The organism is Paenibacillus sp. EZ-K15, from assembly GCF_002573715.1.
In the GTDB taxonomy this organism is placed as follows: Bacteria; Bacillota; Bacilli; order Paenibacillales; family Paenibacillaceae; genus Paenibacillus_AQ.
In genome coordinates this window covers 295,737-313,833 of the sequence record NZ_PDHM01000012.1, presented here as the reverse complement: position 1 = coordinate 313,833, position 18,097 = coordinate 295,737, and the positions used below count along the sequence as shown (strand labels likewise).

The window sequence follows — 18,097 nt, the reverse complement described above, 5'->3', positions numbered from 1 at the left end:
TCCCATCAACGAATTCTTGTATGAATCAACAATATGTTATTAGTTATAGACTCTTTCGCGAGAAAAGTCAACCGGATACCCGCCTAGTATACCTCTTTTGGTTCAAGACTCGGTTCACGGTTCTCCAGCGTCTCCCAGCCTTCTTGTTTCAACAGCTCCAGCTGAGCCTCCACCAAGGAACGGAAGCGGGTGCGGTAGATGGAAGCCTGCTTCTTCAGCTCTTCAACCTCAAGCGCGATTTTGCGGGATTTACCTAGCGCATCGTTAATGATCCGGTCCGCATTCTTCTCGGATTCCTTAATGATCAGCTGAGCTTCCTTCTTCGCGTTGTTCTTCAGCTCATCCGCCGCCTCCTGAGCGACAATGATGGTCTTAGACAAGGTTTCCTCAATATTCGAAAAATGATCCAGTCTTTCTTGCATCGTCATAAGCTGGTTACCCAACTCTTTATTCTCCCGGATCACACTTTCATAATCCTTAATAATCTGATCCAAAAACTCGTTGACCTCGTCCTCATCATAACCCCGAATTCGACGGGCAAATTCCTTGTTATGTATATCAAGCGGCGTCAATGGCATGGTGTGCACCTCCTAAATATATGGGCCTTACAGGACGGTTCATCCGCTGTGTTAGCCAAACCACCCGTCCGTGAAGACAATAGCGGTCATTTACGATTTATCGGTAAATCCATTGTAATTTTGAATGTTACTTTGTACTCATTCGACAAAAAAACGGCAATTCCTTCAAAGGTCAGGCATATTTCCCAACCTTGATACGGTACCGCCCTTTTTTCGTCAGGCTTCCTGTCTCCAAAACTTTAAACCGCCCAAATCCTTGGATGGAAACGACATCGCCTTCTTTTAAATTCGTGGAAGGATCCTCTTCTACTTTCCAGTTCACGCGGCATCGTCCAGCCTTGATTGGCACCACGATTTTCGTACGGCTGATTCGGTATGCATCACTGGCGATTCCGTCGAGTCTCATGGAAGATACCGTTATATCCATCGTTTCAAAATTCGTGTGAGCAACTTGAAGCTTGTCCAGCGGTAGCAGTTCCGTCATCACATGCACCCGGTGGACCTGGCTGAGATTCAGATGGAGGAACGCGCTAATATCGTCAGCAACGACAGCATGGCAGCCGTCCGCGAGCACATGGATGTCACCGATCTTCGATCTCTTAATGCCAAGACCCAATATCGAACCCATATAATCGCCATGCTCCAGCTCCAGAAACTTCTGATCTCCGGAAGCGATGCTGAGCACCTTCATCTTGAAATCCTCGCCTTCAAGCGCTCGGTAATCCGGAGCGATCAACGCCCGCACGCGTTCTGCATCAGCATGTCCACCATCAAACATGGCATGCACATCCGGATGACGATTCACGAGCGATTCCAGAATGAATCGCTGCCGAGGATCCAGGAAATCCGTCAGTTTTGCTTCATGATATTGTCCGGCATTGACAACCCACTCCCAAGCCCGGTCCACAAATTCCCGTTCATCCTTGTGAAAATGATCGTAGATGTCCAGTTTCATCGCTGATTCACCTGCTTACAGGAAATATCCGAGAATAGCGTACACGCCGCGCTGTGCGAGTTGAAGCACAAAAAGTGCGACGATCGGGGAAATATCGATCATACCCATGATCGGCGGAATGAAGCGGCGAAAAGGTGATAGATACGGCTCCACTAACTTGCCAAGCAGTTCACCGATAAAGCTTTCTCTCACGTTCGGAAGCCATGACATTAAAACGTAGACCAAGATCATATAAAAATAAATTTGGAACAGCGTTCCGACGATACTGTAAATTTCGTAGGTCAAAGCCTAAATCACCTCATTCTGTTATATTCATGCTCGTCTGCTAGAATCTCCGAGATCGAACCTTGGATCTCCACGGTGTCCGGCGTGCATAGGAAGATGTTCCCGCCCACCTTTGAGATTCCGCCGCTAAGCGCATACACGGTTCCGCTTAGAAAATCAATAATGCGCAGCGCTTGATCATTCCTAACACGCTGCAGGTTGACCACAACGGTTCGGAAGGAGCGCAGATGATCTGCAATCTCCTGTGCTTCATCATATGAACGAGGCTCCACTAATACCACCTTAACGTTCTTCTGTGAATGAATGCTAACGATATTGCCACTCTTTTGGTTCTTCCGATGATCAAACGGCGTTGCCTCCACCGGCTCTTCCTGCGAGGCCAAAACCTCGCGTTCCACAACTTCTTCTTCCTCTTGCAGTCCCAAGAAATTCATAAACCGGTTCATCACGCCCATCGTCAATCCTCCTCTTTCCCTACTAAAATCGAGCCGAGACGCACCCAGGTCGCCCCTTCCTCTATGGCTACTTCAAAGTCATTAGACATGCCCATGGACAATTCGGTCAATGGCTCCGCCGTAAGCGCCTGTGCATTCAGCTCATCTCTTAGTTGTCTTAAATCACGAAATACAGGACGCGTCTGCTCCGCCGACGATTCGTATGGAGCCATGGTCATGAGTCCGGTCACCTTTACGTGTGAAAGACTGTTGATTTCCTTCAAGAACTCGGCTGCTTGCTCAGGAGGCAAGCCATACTTGGATTCCTCGCCCGAGATATTGACCTGCATAAAGGCGGATACCTGCAGATTCAGCGCAGCAGCCCTCTTCTCCAGCTCATGGGCCAAGGACAAGCGGTCGAGCGAATGAATATATTGAAATTTATCAATGACATCCCGGACCTTATTAGTCTGAAGATGGCCGATGAAATGCCATGTGCCGCGATCTCCAAGAGCTTCCCACTTCGCCTGGGCATCCTGCCAGCGATTCTCGCCGATATGCTGCAGTCCCTGATCTAATACCGAAGCTGTCATATCCAAGGAGACATATTTAGTAACCGCAATGATATTTACATCATTCCGGTCCCTGCCACTTCTTGCGCAAGCCTCCGTTATTCGCTGTTCCACTTGATCGATACGTTCCTTCAAACTCAAGGGACGACTCACCTCTTTCTCATCCCGATCCAACTTGCCATACGACCCGTAGTCCCTCCATCTTTACGATAGGAGAAGAACAGATCGTGATTGCAGCTTGTACACCATGATGTACATTCGATATGTTCCGCCAATATTCCTGCTTTAATCATAATGTGTCTGTTTATTTCTTTCAAGTTCAGCATGTATTTCCCGTGTCCCTTGTCGATATAAACAGCTGAATTTGTAACTTCCTCGGATATAAACTCCCCGATTCCAATATCGCGGACACGGTCCATGACCCGATCATCTACCTCGTAACAGCACTCGCCTATGGATGGACCAATCGCTGCGTGAATGTGCTGAGGCAAGCTTCCGTATTCCACAGCCATCCTGTCGACCATTTTTTCAGCGATGCTTCCCACGGTCCCCTTCCAGCCAGCGTGTGCCAAACCGACAGCACCCGTAACCGGATCCCAAAAATAAAGCGGCACGCAGTCCGCGTAGAAGGACGTCAATAAAACGCCGGGAACATTGGTTACAAGTCCGTCCGTATCTTGAAAAGCAGAGGCCCGGTCCAAGCTCCCTCTGCCCCTGTCCTTATCATGAACCACGCCAATCTGAACATCATGGACCTGTTCACCGCAAGTCCAGTCTTCCAGAGAAAAGCCAAGCGCCGCAGCGGTCCGTTTCCGGTTCTCTACAATGTCACCCGGCTCGTCTCCGACATGAAAGGCTAAATTCAAACTGTCATAGGGGGCCTGGCTGACGCCGCCATCTCGGCCTGTGAAACCGGCCGTGAGTGCGACGCTTCCCGATTCCCCTCTCCATTTTTCGAGCACAAACAGACTCGGTGTCTGCTGATTCTGCCTAACAAACGGTTCCATGCGCATCCCACCTCTATGACCAGTGTAACAGAAAACCTACGCCGGAGACACATTAACCCTTCCGTCTGCTTAGAAGGATCGTCGGTCCGGTCTGTCCAGGTATTCCACCGATTCCTGATCATCGGGCGTTCTTCGCAATTCCTCCATTTTGACAAGGACGACATCCGAGCCAATCTTGACGATATTCCGCCACGGAATAATCAGGTCGCTCCCGCCGCCGAACAGCCCCATAAATTTGCCGTAGCTCGGCACCACAATCGCTTCAATCCGGCCCTGCCGCAAGTCCAGCTCCAGATCGCTGATCTGTCCGAGCCGCTTGCCATCAATGATATTAATAACATCTTTCGTTTGAAAATCGGAAATTTTCATCTTTTTCCCCACCATTTGATTATCAGGTATCATGCACATCACACCTTAGATGTATTTGAAGGTTGACCGTCCATCCGTTTTCAATCCATATCCCTCTGTTCAATATATGAGCCGATTGGGTAAAATAGCTTATTTAAAATAAAAAAACGATCCCATAAACGGGATCGTTATCTGTTCGATTGATGGCTGGTCTTCTTACGTTTTGACGTGCTTCTGCATCTGCTTGATCGCTGACTTCTCCAGGCGGGACACTTGAGCTTGGGAGATGCCGATTTCATCCGCAACTTCCATCTGGGTCTTGCCTTCATAAAACCGCATGGATAAAATCATTTTCTCGCGTTGTCCGAGCTTGTGCATCGCTTCCCGGAGCGCAATCTCCTCAATCCAGGACACATCTTTGTTCTTATCATCACTGATTTGATCCATCACATAAATCGGATCGCCACCGTCATGATAAATCGGCTCAAACAGCGAAACGGGATCTTGAATAGCATCAAGTGCAAAAACAACGTCTTCCTTGGGCACGTTCAGCGCTTCGGAAATTTCAAAAATCGTCGGTTCACGCGAGTTCGCATTTGTCAGCTGATCCCTGACCTGAAGTGCCTTGTAAGCAATATCACGCAGTGATCGGGAGACGCGAATCGGGTTATTGTCCCTTAAGTATCGACGTATTTCTCCGATAATCATCGGTACGGCATAAGTGGAAAATTTAACATTTTGCGATAAATCAAAATTGTCGATGGCTTTCATCAATCCGATGCAGCCTACCTGAAACAGATCATCAACAAACTCTCCCCGATTGTTAAACCTTTGGATGACGCTGAGCACCAGTCTCAGGTTGCCGTTCACCAGTTTTTCTCGAGCCGATCGTTCATTGTTCTGCTGCAGATTATGAAACAGTTCCCTCATTTCCACATTCGTCAGAACAGGCAGTTTTGACGTATCCACACCACAAATTTCAACTTTGTTTCGCGTCATGATGACTAACCTCCCAAGGAGAAACATTACTGTACATTATCTCCGAGGGGGGCTATTTTATTCCTTACGATTTCCAGTTACACCATCTTGTTGAATTCTTTGCGGAGCCTCTTTATAATTCTCTTCTCCAATCGGGAAATGTAGGATTGTGAGATTCCAAGCAGATCTGCCACGTCTTTTTGCGTCTTCTCCTCGCCGTCCTGAAGGCCAAAACGAAGCTCCATAATCATGCGTTCCCGGTCGCTTAATTTATCGAGTGCTTTTTGCAGCAGCTTCCGGTCGACCTGCTCCTCGATGTTACGGTAGATGGTGTCATTCTCAGTACCCAATACGTCGGACAAGAGCAATTCATTGCCGTCCCAATCGATATTCAGCGGCTCGTCAAAAGAAACCTCGCTGCGGGTTTTGTTATTCCGGCGCAAATACATCAATATTTCGTTTTCAATACAGCGCGAGGCGTATGTAGCCAGCTTGATTTTTTTCTCCGGGTCAAAGGTATTCACCGCCTTAATCAAACCGATGGCACCAATCGATACCAAATCCTCGATGTTAATGCCGGTGTTCTCGAACTTGCGGGCAATGTAAACAACCAGACGCAGGTTACGTTCGATAAGCATGGCACGGGTGGCCGCATCGCCTGTAGGCAGCTTCTTGAGCAAGAACTCCTCTTCCTCTTTCGTAAGCGGCGGCGGGAGCGCCTCGCTTCCTCCGATATAGTAGATTTCCTGACTCTTCAGGCCTAGCAAAAAAAGTACGCGATAATACTGCAGCTGCAATGCTAATCTCCATTTAACGGGCATCTCTTATCCTCCTAAACGTTTTCCCGTAGGGATAACTGACTTCATAGCATAGTTTTCATTTTTCTAGTTCGGCATGCATTGGAAATGTCATAAGGGTTTTCAAAGACTTATCCATGCGGTTCGCCGCAAGGACGACAGCACGCGAGCACTATGAAAATGGCTTCACCGTTATCATCCTGCATTCTCGGCTTCACCTGATTCCGGACCGGTTCCTCCATTGAGCAATGAAGCGCCCATTTCGGTAGAATGTCCATTCATCTTCGGGGTACCTTCTCCTTCCGTCAACGCCGGATGAATGATGGCCCTGTATGCCCTGTCACCCGAGAGCGTCCCGCCATCAAGACCAATCAACACTTTGGATGCCGAATATTCAAATCCTCCTAGTTCGATCCGTACCATGTCGGGCTTTAGCGCGAGCATGAAGGCAGCCCCCCGGTTAACACCGCGATACGGAACAAGCCGCAGACGGTCTTGCCATTCAAATTCCTCTGCTGCCAGCCCCATGATTAATTTGTCCGGCTCCCCCTCCATCAACTGTTTACTCCATCCCTGGGGCAGGTGGGTTTCCCACAGTGCTGCTTCCATCACCATAACCGGTGTGCGCGTTAAGGGATCACTCAATTGGTTACCTGTATCCAGGAGCCCCACACAGGATATTTTGGCGCTGCCGATCCATACGGACACCTCGCCCAATAAGGCTTCCCGGTTCTCGGTTTTACGTTTCGTGGTCTGAACGGCTTTAAACGCGAATACAACTACAAAAAAGGTAATGCACGCAAACCAGAATCCCACCTTCAATTCAAACGATAGCCCTCCCGACGTCGTATACCATATCCCGCTGAACAATTCTCCCGAATTTTGGACCAAGTAATGAACACCGATAATGCCTCCGGCCGCGGCAAAATTCACCATATAAAATGCTCCCAAATTCCGCAGATAACTCTGTAAACTTGCAAAGCCGAAAGCTATCCATAACATGATCAACGAAAGTCCAAATTTGATGAGAAAGGTAAACAAAAATGACAGCTGCGGGACAAACATCATGACGACATACAGTGCGCCTACCACAGAGGATAATGCAAGTCTCCACCACCTTGGCCTAACTCTGCGCATCCAGGCGGTCAAAGCCAGCAAAATGCCGTCAATGACGAGGTTTGCCAAAAATATGAGATCAATATAAACAACCAGGTTGTTCACCTGCCTAGTCGAAGAATCACTTCGGTTATCCTTCTGTTGTTTGCTGGGCAATGGGAGATGTTACTAGTATAAGAAGAATAGAATTCAAAGTCTGTCTAAACCTGTGGGCGGTTTATAGACTTTTTTTGTCGATGAAGGGCAGTTTTTAAAAGACCCGAACCAAGAGCAGCCACTTGGCGTTATCAGTAATCTCTATCTTGGAAGGAAAGCTTGGGGAATATCCTTGAATTCCACGGTATTTACACATTGGCGGACTCTTATTCGTGAAAGTGTGACAGCATTAGCTGTATGATCCTACAAATGAAGCAAAAGGAAGATAACGAGGTTTGAATACAAAAATAAGCCTGTCTTCATCATGATGACGAAGCCCAGGCTTATTTATATTAATCATTATTGCGGGAACGATTGCGAAGGAAAGTAGGAATATCAAGCTGATCATTGCTGTTCTGATTGCCAAATGGCTTCAGATTCACATTACTCTTGTCCGTTGCCGACTGCTGTTGTTGTTGCTGCTGCTGTTCCCCTTGAGGCACAGGACGACGTCCAGGAGGGATTGGAGCAGGCTTGCTCTCAAAGCCGGTAGCGATAACCGTTACTTTGATTTCATCCTTCATGTTTTCCTCAATAATCGCACCGAAAATCATGTTCACTTCCGGATCGGAAGCTGAAGTTACGATCTCGGCCGCTTCATTCACTTCATACAAGGAGAGATTGGTTCCTCCCGTAATGTTCATGATAACCCCGCGCGCACCCTCGATGGAAGTTTCGAGCAGCGGGCTCATAATCGCCTTGCGAGCAGCCTCGGATGCACGATTCTCCCCGGTGGCGAGTCCAATGCCCATCAATGCCGAACCGCGCTCGGTCATAATCGTCTTCACGTCCGCAAAGTCAAGGTTGATCAGACCCGGCACTTGGATCAGATCAGAAATGCCCTGAACGGCCTGACGCAATACGTTATCAGCTTCTCGGAACGCTTCCAGCATCGGTGTCTTCTTATCCACGATCTCCAGCAAGCGATCATTCGGAATGACGATGAGTGTGTCCACTTTCTCTTTCAATGCTTCAATGCCAAGCTCCGCTTGGGAAGCACGCTTGCGTCCTTCGAACGTAAACGGACGAGTGACAACCCCAACCGTTAATGCCCCGCACTCCTTAGCAATTTCAGCGATGACAGGCGCAGCTCCAGTACCTGTACCGCCACCCATACCGGCCGTAACGAATACCATATCGGCACCCTTCAGGGTGTTCATGATCAAATCGCGGGATTCTTCCGCAGCCTTCTTGCCTACGTCAGGATTGGCGCCGGCACCAAGACCGCGAGTCAGCTTGTCCCCGATTTGCAGTTTATGTTCGGATTTGGCAAGGTGGAGTGCCTGAGCATCCGTATTGACTGTAATAAATTCAACACCCTGCACACCATTCTCAATCATTCGGTTAACGGCGTTGCTTCCGCCGCCACCTACTCCGATTACTTTTATTTGAGCTAAGCTCTCCATTTCAAAATCAAATTCCAACATCTAATCCATCTCCCCCTCAATGTGCGTGGATGGCACGTCCACAGTCGAATGAATCCGCTATATAAACTCGCTGAACATCTTTTTCAAGCGTTCAATAAATCCCGGCTTCTGGCTGGTCTCCTGAGTTGCTGCGACAGGATTTTGCTGCTTAGCGCGGTTCACCGGTTTCTTGCTATTTCCGCTGCTGTTATTGCTTCCTCCTGTATTGCGTACACGTACATTCCGGATTGCATTATGGAGGATGCCGACTCCGCTGCAGTATCCCGGATCACGAACACCGATGAAATCGGGAACCGCAATCCGTACGGAAGTCGCCAGCTCATTTTGTGCCACCTGCAGCACACCAGGCATGGACATAGTGCCCCCAGTAAGTATATAACCACCAGGAAGCTCACTGTAACCCAAGCGCTTAATTTCTTGGCGCACCAATTGGAAAATTTCCTGAACGCGAGGTTCAATGATAGCTGCCAGATCTTCTTGGGTGAACTCCTTGTCCACATTGCTTCCAATTCTCGTTACTTTAAACGTTACTTCGTGTGCGGCACTCTCGATCAGCGCGCATCCGTACTTCAGCTTAACCTTCTCTGCTTGATCCGTTAGCGTTCGCAGGCCATAAGCGATATCATTCGTAACGAAATCTCCACCAACCGGGAGCGTCGAAGTTGCGGCAATACTGCCTCCCTCGAACACAGCCAACGTGGTTGAGCCCGCCCCGACGTCAACCAGCACCGAACCCATCGTTTTCTCGTCCTTGGACAAGGATAGCTGTCCGGCACCAAGCGGAATCAGCACCAGATCCTTTACTTTCAGGCCTGATTTCTCCACACAACGTAACAGGTTATGTATTGCCGTTTTGGCGCCAGTAATAATCGTCGCTTCAACTTCTAGCCTCACGCCGATCATTCCTCGCGGATCCGAGATTCCTTCCAAACCGTCAACTACAAACTGTTTAGCAACCACATCGATAATTTCACGATCCGGAGGAAGCGCCACGACTTCCGCTGCTTTCAGCACGCGGTCGATGTCCTCTTCACCAATTTCGCGATCCTCGTTCGATACTGCCACAACTCCATGGCTGGATTGAAGTCCGATATGATTTCCAGAAATGCCGACATATACTTCGGATATTTGAATACCGACCATACGCTCCGCATGATCAACAGCGCTGCGAATGGATTGTACGGTCTGGTCGATATCTACAATTGCACCTTTGCGAATTCCCTCCGAGTCGGCAGATCCAACTCCAATAATATTAAAGGTTCCATTATTAACTTCCCCAATAATAGCACGAACTTTGGATGTACCGATGTCCAAACTAACAATGATGTCATTGTTGCTCAAGCCCTGGCACCTCCTGTTTTTAGCAAATTAATTTTGATAATAAAGAATACATTTCTACTTATTCAACACTCGCAGGTCTTTCCCTCTTTTTTCAACATTTTTTTTACTGCCAACATTTGCTATAACAGGCCGTAAAAGTCATTCAAAAAAGAAGAGCCGAAACAAGTTGTCAATACATTCAATTGTACCATTTATTCCAATCCCTGAGTAGGGGGTTATTGCCCTTCTTCCGCGTCTTCTCCAACTTCTTCTACAAACGGCACATAAGAGTCCGCTTCCAGCATCGTAATCACACCCGGCCGCTCCATTTCGGTCACCTGGTTCAGGTACTCTACTTTGTCACGGAGCAAGGAAACCGAAGTGATGACTTCGAACTTGGAACGTGTATACATCTTGATCCGATCCGGAAAAGATAGCGTCGGTGACGGCATGATTTCCGAGATATCGGAGGTCAGGCTGCCCGAAATCTCCGCAAGCACCTCGCTAAGCTCGGTCTTGTTGGGATCGTCCGGAGCCCAATTGGTCAAAATCGGCTTCTCAACGGCAATACCGCTCGCTGTAACAGGAACTGAGGTGCCGCTGGCCAATATGGCTTGTAGTTCCCCGCTTTCGGACAACTCGTAGGCCACCGTAGGATGCTCCGTCACCACGATGCTGACTTCGCCCGGAAAGCTCTTGACCACTTCAGCCGACTTAATCGTTCCCAGCCTCATTAGGCGTTCCTGCACATCTTTCGGCTCAACGCCAAAGTACTGGTCTCCGATGTGGAGTCCGCTTTGCTTGATAAGCTGCTCATTTGTATTAAACGTATTGCCTGTAAAATGAATCTCGGTAACTTGGCTGACTGACGACCGGAAAAATAGAATCGTCAGCAGGGCTACGAATAGCAGCAAAAGTATCCCTATGATTTTTTTGGCTGTTTTCGGTTTGGGCTTGTCCTGCTTAAGGACAGGCATATGTGTCTTGGACATATCCACTCTCTCCATAAAGACCTGTTATCCCCTCCTTTTGCGGAGGGGAAGCACAGGACCTCAATTGGCTAAATCAAGCGGTTTTGGCACCGGAGATTGACGATAGATCCGTGCGCCTAAACCTTGGAACATGTTTTCAATACGATCATAACCGCGATCAATATGGTGAACTTGCTCCACCACGGTTGTTCCCTGCGCGGCCAAACCGGCAATGACGAGCGCCGCTCCAGCCCGAAGATCGGTTGCCTCCACCGTAGCTCCATAAATTCTCTGAACACCGCGTATAAACGCATAGTTCAGATCCGTGGAAATGTCCGCCCCCATACGGGAGAGTTCCTCCACATGCTTGAACCGTCCTTCGAATACCGTCTCTTTCATTACGCTAAATCCGTCCGCCAAGGACAACAAGACCATGACCTGGGATTGCAAATCAGTCGGGAACGAAGGATACGGTGAAGTCACAATACGTTCCACCGCTTTAGGTCGGCTCATACAGCTTATGTTTATTATATCATTGCAGATACTGGTTTGAACACCGGCGCGCTTTAGCACATGTATAAGGGAAGTTAAATGAGATGGATTGGTCTTTGTAAGCGTTACACTACCGCGGGTGACGGCCGCTGCGATCATGACGGTGCCGGCTACGATCCGGTCCGGTATGATCTCATACTCGCAAGGCTCCAGACGCTCCACGCCATGGATCGTGATGGTATCCGTTCCTGCGCCGATAATGTTCGCTCCCATCTTGTTCAGGAAATGCTGAAGGTCCTGAATTTCAGGCTCTCTGGCGGCATTGGTGAGCACCGTTGTGCCAAGCGCCGTTGCTGCTGCCATCATGATATTCTCCGTTGCCCCTACGCTGGCAAAATCCAGATGAATATCCGTTCCGACCAGCCGGCTTGCCCTGCAATGGATCTTATCGTTACTCTCCTCGATTTCCGCACCAAGCGCCTGCAATCCCTGAAGATGGAGGTCGATCTTACGTTCTCCGATCGCGCAGCCTCCGGGCTGATAGATCGTCACTTCACCAAAACGGGCCAGCAGAGGTCCCATCAAAAAGATGGAGGATCGCATCTGCTTCATTAAATCTTCCGGGACATGAAACGAATTGGCAGACGAGGTATCCACGGTAACCGTCTCCAGCTCATGCTTGCATTTGGAGCCAAGACGGCTGAGAATGCTGAGCATCACTTCAATATCCAGCAGATGCGGGACATTGCTTAATCTTACCGTCCCTTCTGCCAGAAGACTTGCTGCTAGAATAGGTAAAGCTGCATTTTTTGCGCCATGGATACGAATGGTTCCTGATAGGGGCCTTCCACCCTCAATCACCAATTTGTCCAATGTATCACCTCCGAGTTTACCGCTCGCCCAGAACGTACACCTCAGGCACCATATGAATTCCGTTCTTTTCCGAGATGGTTTCCTTGATGCGTTCCATCAAAGCGAGCACGTCCTCTGCTGTCGCTTGACCGGTGTTCTCAATGAAATTGGCATGCTGTAAAGAAACTTCTGCTCCCCCGATCCGTAGGCCCTTAAGACCGGCAGCCTCGATCAACCTCGCGGCATGGTCGCCGGGCGGGTTGCGAAATACACTGCCTGCCGTTGCGGATTGGAGCGGCTGTGTACGCCGGCGACGGTCCTTGTAGGAGGCCATAACAGCTGAAATTTCTTTGCGGTCTCCTTGTCGGAGCCCAAATACCGCTTCAGTCACAATCCCTTTTCGTTCATGCAGAATGGAGTGTCGGTAATCAAACGCCATATCTTTCGCAGCATACGTAACCAATTCCCCTGTTTCCAGTACAATGTCAGCGGACTTGAATATGCGTGACACATCTGACCCATGGGCACCTGCATTCATGTAGACGGCCCCTCCGACCGATCCAGGAATGCCTCCGGCAAATTCAAGACCGGATAATCCTTCTTTTCCGGCCAGAACACTGAGCTTGACAAAAGACAGACTGCCGCCTGCAGTTACCGTCTCTCCCTCAAAATGAAGCTCCTCAAATCCCTGGCCCAGCTTGATGACCGCTCCCCGAATGCCTTTATCGGCAACCAACATGTTTGAACCGCGGCCCAGTTGTGTCCAAGGTATGTGATGGGCATGGAGAAGAGTGACCAGTTCCCTGAGCTGTTCCTTGTTCTCAGGAATAATCAGGCAATCGGCTGGTCCGCCTATTTTCCACGTCGTGTATTTTGCCAGCGGTTCATTCCATAATACGGTTCCGACATTGGCCTCTGATAGTAGCGATTTCCACTGCTGCATTTTAAATAAACCTCCCCTTGACTTTCAAAACCAAAAGGCCATTCCTTCAACTAGATGAAGAGATGGCCGCTGTCAGTAATGCCGGCCTCATGGGTGTGTCACGATTATAGAGTATCTTATGTCAGGCTCCATAGGTGTGTGACAATCGCCCAGCCGTTTTAGCGTTTACCGGTTAACCGGCGGATTTCTTGAACCATGACGGTAGCCGAATCCGGTTTGCCGAGCTTTTTCGAAGCCGCGGACATCGCCTCTCTGGTAGAGCGACTGGTCATGATCTCCTCAAGCTTTCGAAACAGCGTTTCAGCCGTCAAATCCTTTTCAAGAATCATGCTGGATGCACCCGCTTCCTCCAATTGCCTCGCATTCGCCTCCTGATGGTTATTGGTGACGTTAGGTGAAGGTATAAGTACGGATGGAATGCCCAGCGATGTAATCTCCGCCAGGAATGAAGCTCCAGCACGATTTACAATCAACGAAGTAGCCGCAAGCACTTCCGGCATATTATGAACGTAAGGCACGATATGAAGATGATTCGGCATAGTACCGAGCTGCGACAGGATGGATTCCCGTGTGTTCTCAAAATACGTATCGCCCGTAACAAACACAAAATGTACGCCTGACAGCTTCTGTATGAACGGTGCCATCCCGATCATCGCGTTATTGATCGCCTTGGCTCCCCGGCTTCCGCCGACGATCAGCACGACCTGGCTGTCCATCGGAATGCCGAGCGTAGCAAATCCACGTTCACGATTGGCGGATAATACCGTTGTCGCACGTGGATTTCCTGTATATACCGTTCTTTTGGCTTTAGGAAAAGAGGATTCCGATCCCTCAAAGCTGACGGCAACCGTATCCGCATATCGGCTAAGGAACTGGTTGGTGAGGCCCGGGATCGCATTCTGTTCATGAATCATGGTCGGTATTCCGAGCTTGGCCGCTGCATAAACCACCGGACCACACACATAACCTCCGGTACCGATCACGACATCGGGTTTAAACTCCTTCAGGAGGGCCTTCGATCGCTTCACGCCTTTAAAAAAACGCATGATCGTCTTCACGTTATCCAGCGACAGCTTGCGCCGGAACCCCGTGATATCGATGCTCTCAAACGGCAGCTTCTCTTGGGGTACTAGCTTGCTTTCGAGACCTCGCTGGCCTCCGATATATAAAAACTCCGTTTTCGGATCTTCTTTTTCACATTGTCTTGCAATGGCAACGGCGGGGTAAATATGCCCCCCCGTTCCGCCGCCGGTTAATACGACACGCATACCCTTCACCTCGCATAACGGGAAATATTTAATAGAATGCCCAGCGCCGTCAGCATCAGCGTCAGTGAGCTGCCTCCGTAACTGATGAGCGGCAGCGTAATCCCTGTCACCGGCATTAAACCGATAACGACACCGATATTGATAACGACCTGTATGGCGACCATGCCTACGATACCAACAGCCAGCAGACTTCCAAAGCCATCGGATACGGTCATGGCCACCCTCATGCCCCGCCACACCAAGGCAGCGAACAAGAGCAGGACAATCAAACCGCCAATAAACCCAAGTTCTTCGGCCAAGATCGAAAAAATAAAATCTGTCTGCGGTTCAGGTACATAAGCGTACTTCTGACGGCTCATGCCAAGTCCGAGTCCGCCAAGTCCCCCCGGCCCTATGGCATAGAGGGATTGGATGATCTGATAGCCTGCGCCAAGCGGGTCGGACCACGGATCGAGAAATCCAGTTATCCGCTTCAGCCGGTAGGGGGCTGTTAGAATCAAACCAATGAAACCGGCTACCCCGCCTAATGCGAGAAAGCCCAGATGCTTCATCTGTGCCCCTGCGGTAAAAACGATCATCATCGCAGCACCCAGCATAACGGCACCCGTACCCAAATCAGGCTGCAGCATAATTAATCCGAATGCCAGTCCGATCAAACCAAGCGGCGGCAAAAGCCCCCTAGTAAAAGACGTAATATCATAATCTTGCTTACTAAGCCAGCGTGATAGAAACAGAATCATCCCCAGCTTCATAAACTCGGAGGGCTGAATACCGAACGAGCTGATGCCGAGCCAGCTTCTGGCCCCGCCGCGAACAACGCCAACCCCTGGAATAAGTACGATAATCAGCATAAAAAAGCAGACCAGCAGTGCAAGCTTGCTGTATTTCTTCCAAACCCGATAGTCGGTCTTCGATGTGAAATACATTGCGGCAAGCCCCAGACAGGCAAAAAACAGCTGACGCTTCACAAAATAAAACTTATCGCCATAGTCATGAAATGCTAGGACGGATCCTGCACTGTATACCATGACGATTCCGATGGCCAGCAGGGCCAAAATACAGATAAGCAGCCACAGATCGGGCGCCTGGCGGTTCTTGTTCATGGAAAGGCCACCTCGTACATCCTAAGTAGGGGCTTATCCACCCCCCTACTTAAAGGTTATGCACCGCCTCTTTAAAAATGCGTCCTCGTACCTCAAAGGAAGGAAACATGTCCCAGCTCGCACATGCGGGAGATAGTAGAACAATATCCCCGCTCTCTGCCAGCCCGGCAGCCTTCTGGACAGCCGAGGTCAAAGTCGCGGCGGCGTCCTTTCCATTATCGACGAGGAAGATGTCCTTTAATCCGGCTTTGGCAGCAGCATTCGCGATTTTCTCCTTGGTTTCGCCAAGAAGCACGATGGCTTTCACCCTTCCTTGCATAGAAGGAATCAAATCCTCGTAATCCGAGCCACGATCAAGCCCGCCAGCGATTAATACGATAGGCTCCTTAAACGAAGTCAACGCCATATGCGTCGCCTTGGAGTTCGTTGCCTTCGAGTTATTGTAATAGGATACGCCCTTAAGCTCGGCAACGTATTCCAGGCGGTGCTCAACGCTGCGGAAGCTGGACAAAGCTTCTTCCAGCTTATCGGGGCCAACGCCGGCCGCTATGGCAATTGCACAGGCTGCCAATGCATTCGCTACATTAAATCTTCCGGGCAGTCCGATGTTCTCCACACGGATGATCTCATGCGTAAACCCTTCGCCATCTGTATAAATCACGGTACGCCCTTGATCGTCTTCGTCCGAGTCCTGGGCACCGGCAGCATACGGCGGCATGACGTGAACCCCTTCACGAAGGCTCTCACTCATCGAAAAAGGCACGATGCGCGCCTTGATATACGGAACAAGGTTTCTGCACACGGGATCATCCCAATTGAGCACAGCGGTATCATCCGCAGTCTGGTTGGCGAACAGCTTGGCTTTGGATGCAATATAATCATCCATTCCGCCATGGTAATCAAGATGCGTTTCCGCAACGTTGAGAAGGCAGGCAATACGCGGTCTGAACGCCTGTGTTCCTTTTAACTGAAAGCTGCTCAGCTCAACGACCATCCAGTCGTTTTCAGTTGCTTCTGCTGCAGCCTCAGATAGAGGCGTGCCGATATTACCGGCTACAATCGGGGAAAGACCTGCGTTTTCCAGCAGCTTGCCCACCCAGGTTGTCGTCGTTGTTTTGCCATTCGAGCCCGTAATGCCGATTATCGGAGCTTCACACAGGTGATAGGCGATTTCAACTTCGGTCACGACAGGAATCTCAAGCTCAAGCGCTTTTTGAACAGGCGGGACGGAATACGGAATTCCGGGATTTTTGACAAGAAGCGTCACACCGGGATGAATAAGATCATCGGGATGTCCACCGCAAATAACAGAAATACCCAAAGCCTCGAGCTCCGAAGCTTCAGGACACTGTTCTCTTTCCTTTCTATCATTTACAATGACGAAGGCCCCAGCTTGATGCAGCACTTTAGCTACCTGTACTCCGCTTTTGGCAAGGCCCAATACTACGATATGCTTATCCCGATAATCATCTAGCTGCTTCATATGTTACAACCCCTTGTTGATATAAAGTCCGAGTCCCGCAAGTATCAGTCCCACGGCCCAAAATGTAAAGACGACGCGCCACTCCGACCACCCGGATAATTCGTAATGGTGATGGATCGGGCTCATTTTGAATATTCGTTTGCCTCGGGTTTTGAAGGAGATCACCTGAAGCACAACAGATAACATCTCGATGACGAAGACTCCGCCAATGATCAGGAACAGCAGCTCGCTCTTGGTTACGATGGCAATGGCGCCAATGGCACCGCCGATTCCTAAAGAGCCCGTGTCTCCCATGAACACCTTGGCAGGGTGAGCGTTAAATACCAGAAAACCGAGAACCGCGCCGATCATCGCTGCTGCACAGAATGCCGCCGCGAACGAGGTAGACTGGATCGCCACAATGGCATAAGCACCAAAGGCAATTGCACTCACACCGGACAGAAGACCATCCAATCCATCGGTGAAATTGACCGCGTTGCTGATCGCAAGCATCATGACCACGATGAACGGATAATAGAACCACGGCCCCCAATCAAAGGACCAATCCATTCCTGGAACGCTTATTGCCGTGCTATGGCCGTTGGAGATCAACAACCAGCACATAATACCGGAAAACAGAAGCTGTCCAAACAACTTCTGTCTAGCCGTGAGTCCTAATGATCTGCGAAATACGATCTTAATATAGTCGTCAAGAAAGCCGATCAAACCGAAACCGAGCGTGGCTACGATCATTACATAGAAATCAGTATCGACAGGTGAAAATTTAATATAAGTCAGTGTAAAAGCAAGCAAAATCACAACGCCGCCCATCGTGGGCGTCCCGGCTTTTTTCAAGTGGCTCTGCGGACCGTCGCTTCTAACCTGCTGGCCGAACTTCATCCGCCGCAGCAGCGGAATGAGCAGCGGAGCCGATATCACCGCAAGCACAAACGCTACACCGATTGTCAATAACAGCAATTGAAAGTCCATCAGC

At 49.6% G+C, this 18,097-nt stretch carries 19 protein-coding genes and 1 other annotated feature (1 of these 20 running past the window's edge); all 19 genes read right to left on the bottom strand.

Features of this window, described 5'->3' with window-relative positions:
• Nucleotides 1-18: a binding site (T-box leader), on the bottom strand (it extends 264 nt beyond the left edge of the window).
• 65 nt (nucleotides 19-83) lie between these two features.
• On the bottom strand, nucleotides 84-578 hold the full coding sequence (locus CRG97_RS09470) for a DivIVA domain-containing protein (protein WP_076320648.1): 495 nt from the start codon (nucleotides 576-578) through the stop codon (nucleotides 84-86).
• A 172-nt stretch (nucleotides 579-750) separates the two neighbouring features.
• Entirely contained in the window at nucleotides 751-1,533 is a 783-nt protein-coding gene (locus CRG97_RS09465; RefSeq protein ID WP_098742754.1) for a YlmH family RNA-binding protein, read from the bottom strand.
• Nucleotides 1,534-1,548: 15 nt separating this feature from the next.
• Nucleotides 1,549-1,818: a YggT family protein gene (locus CRG97_RS09460; protein ID WP_076320646.1), complete on the bottom strand. Its 270-nt coding sequence runs from the start codon at nucleotides 1,816-1,818 to the stop codon at nucleotides 1,549-1,551.
• 8 nt (nucleotides 1,819-1,826) lie between these two features.
• Nucleotides 1,827-2,273 carry a cell division protein SepF gene (locus tag CRG97_RS09455; protein WP_009589651.1) on the bottom strand — a complete coding sequence of 149 codons (447 nt, stop codon included), beginning with the start codon at nucleotides 2,271-2,273 and terminating at the stop codon, nucleotides 1,827-1,829.
• Nucleotides 2,274-2,275: 2 nt separating this feature from the next.
• A complete protein-coding gene (locus CRG97_RS09450; RefSeq protein WP_098742753.1) occupies nucleotides 2,276-2,965 on the bottom strand; it encodes a YggS family pyridoxal phosphate-dependent enzyme in 690 nt (229 codons plus the stop codon).
• An 8-nt stretch (nucleotides 2,966-2,973) separates the two neighbouring features.
• Nucleotides 2,974-3,831: a peptidoglycan editing factor PgeF gene (gene pgeF, locus CRG97_RS09445; RefSeq protein ID WP_098742752.1), complete on the bottom strand. Its 858-nt coding sequence runs from the start codon at nucleotides 3,829-3,831 to the stop codon at nucleotides 2,974-2,976.
• Nucleotides 3,832-3,900: 69 nt separating this feature from the next.
• Nucleotides 3,901-4,200: a YlmC/YmxH family sporulation protein gene (locus tag CRG97_RS09440; protein ID WP_233354800.1), complete on the bottom strand. Its 300-nt coding sequence runs from the start codon at nucleotides 4,198-4,200 to the stop codon at nucleotides 3,901-3,903.
• A 195-nt stretch (nucleotides 4,201-4,395) separates the two neighbouring features.
• Nucleotides 4,396-5,178, bottom strand: a complete 783-nt coding sequence (gene sigG / locus CRG97_RS09435) for an RNA polymerase sporulation sigma factor SigG (RefSeq protein WP_006209087.1) — start codon at nucleotides 5,176-5,178, stop codon at nucleotides 4,396-4,398.
• A 77-nt stretch (nucleotides 5,179-5,255) separates the two neighbouring features.
• Nucleotides 5,256-5,978 (bottom strand): RNA polymerase sporulation sigma factor SigE, encoded by a 723-nt coding sequence (gene sigE / locus CRG97_RS09430; protein ID WP_071222992.1) that lies wholly within the window; start codon nucleotides 5,976-5,978, stop codon nucleotides 5,256-5,258.
• 171 nt (nucleotides 5,979-6,149) lie between these two features.
• Nucleotides 6,150-7,166, bottom strand: coding sequence for a sigma-E processing peptidase SpoIIGA (gene spoIIGA / locus CRG97_RS09425; RefSeq protein WP_237566360.1), 1,017 nt, complete (start codon nucleotides 7,164-7,166; stop codon nucleotides 6,150-6,152).
• 392 nt (nucleotides 7,167-7,558) lie between these two features.
• The gene (gene ftsZ, locus CRG97_RS09420) at nucleotides 7,559-8,692 is read right to left on the bottom strand and encodes a cell division protein FtsZ (protein ID WP_098742750.1); all 1,134 of its coding nucleotides are present in this window, start codon (nucleotides 8,690-8,692) and stop codon (nucleotides 7,559-7,561) included.
• 57 nt (nucleotides 8,693-8,749) lie between these two features.
• Nucleotides 8,750-10,033, bottom strand: a complete 1,284-nt coding sequence (gene ftsA, locus CRG97_RS09415; RefSeq protein WP_076320641.1) for a cell division protein FtsA — start codon at nucleotides 10,031-10,033, stop codon at nucleotides 8,750-8,752.
• Nucleotides 10,034-10,248: 215 nt separating this feature from the next.
• The gene (locus tag CRG97_RS09410) at nucleotides 10,249-11,004 is read right to left on the bottom strand and encodes a cell division protein FtsQ/DivIB (protein ID WP_098743092.1); all 756 of its coding nucleotides are present in this window, start codon (nucleotides 11,002-11,004) and stop codon (nucleotides 10,249-10,251) included.
• A gap of 60 nt (nucleotides 11,005-11,064) precedes the next feature.
• On the bottom strand, nucleotides 11,065-12,348 hold the full coding sequence (gene murA, locus CRG97_RS09405; RefSeq protein ID WP_071222989.1) for a UDP-N-acetylglucosamine 1-carboxyvinyltransferase: 1,284 nt from the start codon (nucleotides 12,346-12,348) through the stop codon (nucleotides 11,065-11,067).
• Between the two features lie 16 nt (nucleotides 12,349-12,364).
• Nucleotides 12,365-13,270: a UDP-N-acetylmuramate dehydrogenase gene (gene murB, locus CRG97_RS09400; protein ID WP_076320639.1), complete on the bottom strand. Its 906-nt coding sequence runs from the start codon at nucleotides 13,268-13,270 to the stop codon at nucleotides 12,365-12,367.
• Nucleotides 13,271-13,428: 158 nt separating this feature from the next.
• Nucleotides 13,429-14,538 (bottom strand): undecaprenyldiphospho-muramoylpentapeptide beta-N-acetylglucosaminyltransferase, encoded by a 1,110-nt coding sequence (murG, locus tag CRG97_RS09395; protein ID WP_098742749.1) that lies wholly within the window; start codon nucleotides 14,536-14,538, stop codon nucleotides 13,429-13,431.
• A gap of 5 nt (nucleotides 14,539-14,543) precedes the next feature.
• Nucleotides 14,544-15,641, bottom strand: coding sequence for a stage V sporulation protein E (gene spoVE, locus CRG97_RS09390; protein ID WP_076320637.1), 1,098 nt, complete (start codon nucleotides 15,639-15,641; stop codon nucleotides 14,544-14,546).
• A 49-nt stretch (nucleotides 15,642-15,690) separates the two neighbouring features.
• Nucleotides 15,691-17,124: a UDP-N-acetylmuramoyl-L-alanine--D-glutamate ligase gene (murD, locus tag CRG97_RS09385; protein ID WP_098742748.1), complete on the bottom strand. Its 1,434-nt coding sequence runs from the start codon at nucleotides 17,122-17,124 to the stop codon at nucleotides 15,691-15,693.
• A 3-nt stretch (nucleotides 17,125-17,127) separates the two neighbouring features.
• Nucleotides 17,128-18,093, bottom strand: coding sequence for a phospho-N-acetylmuramoyl-pentapeptide-transferase (mraY, locus tag CRG97_RS09380; RefSeq protein WP_076320635.1), 966 nt, complete (start codon nucleotides 18,091-18,093; stop codon nucleotides 17,128-17,130).
• Between the last annotated feature and the right edge of the window lie 4 nt (nucleotides 18,094-18,097).

Excerpts from the sequence above, each read along its gene's own strand:
- murB (WP_076320639.1), bottom strand. The coding sequence starts at position 13,270 with ATGCAGCAGTGGAAATCGCTACTATCAGAGGCCAATGTCGGAACCGTA.
- CRG97_RS09465 (WP_098742754.1), bottom strand. The coding sequence starts at position 1,533 with ATGAAACTGGACATCTACGATCATTTTCACAAGGATGAACGGGAATTT.
- ftsZ (WP_098742750.1), bottom strand. The coding sequence starts at position 8,692 with ATGTTGGAATTTGATTTTGAAATGGAGAGCTTAGCTCAAATAAAAGTA.
- sigG (WP_006209087.1), bottom strand. The coding sequence starts at position 5,178 with ATGACGCGAAACAAAGTTGAAATTTGTGGTGTGGATACGTCAAAACTG.
- CRG97_RS09410 (WP_098743092.1), bottom strand. The coding sequence starts at position 11,004 with ATGTCCAAGACACATATGCCTGTCCTTAAGCAGGACAAGCCCAAACCG.
- CRG97_RS09470 (WP_076320648.1), bottom strand. The coding sequence starts at position 578 with ATGCCATTGACGCCGCTTGATATACATAACAAGGAATTTGCCCGTCGA.
- CRG97_RS09440 (WP_233354800.1), bottom strand. The coding sequence starts at position 4,200 with ATGAAAATTTCCGATTTTCAAACGAAAGATGTTATTAATATCATTGAT.
- pgeF (WP_098742752.1), bottom strand. The coding sequence starts at position 3,831 with ATGGAACCGTTTGTTAGGCAGAATCAGCAGACACCGAGTCTGTTTGTG.
- murG (WP_098742749.1), bottom strand. The coding sequence starts at position 14,538 with ATGCGTGTCGTATTAACCGGCGGCGGAACGGGGGGGCATATTTACCCC.
- sigE (WP_071222992.1), bottom strand. The coding sequence starts at position 5,978 with ATGCCCGTTAAATGGAGATTAGCATTGCAGCTGCAGTATTATCGCGTA.
- murD (WP_098742748.1), bottom strand. The coding sequence starts at position 17,124 with ATGAAGCAGCTAGATGATTATCGGGATAAGCATATCGTAGTATTGGGC.
- mraY (WP_076320635.1), bottom strand. The coding sequence starts at position 18,093 with ATGGACTTTCAATTGCTGTTATTGACAATCGGTGTAGCGTTTGTGCTT.
- CRG97_RS09455 (WP_009589651.1), bottom strand. The coding sequence starts at position 2,273 with ATGGGCGTGATGAACCGGTTTATGAATTTCTTGGGACTGCAAGAGGAA.
- spoVE (WP_076320637.1), bottom strand. The coding sequence starts at position 15,641 with ATGAACAAGAACCGCCAGGCGCCCGATCTGTGGCTGCTTATCTGTATT.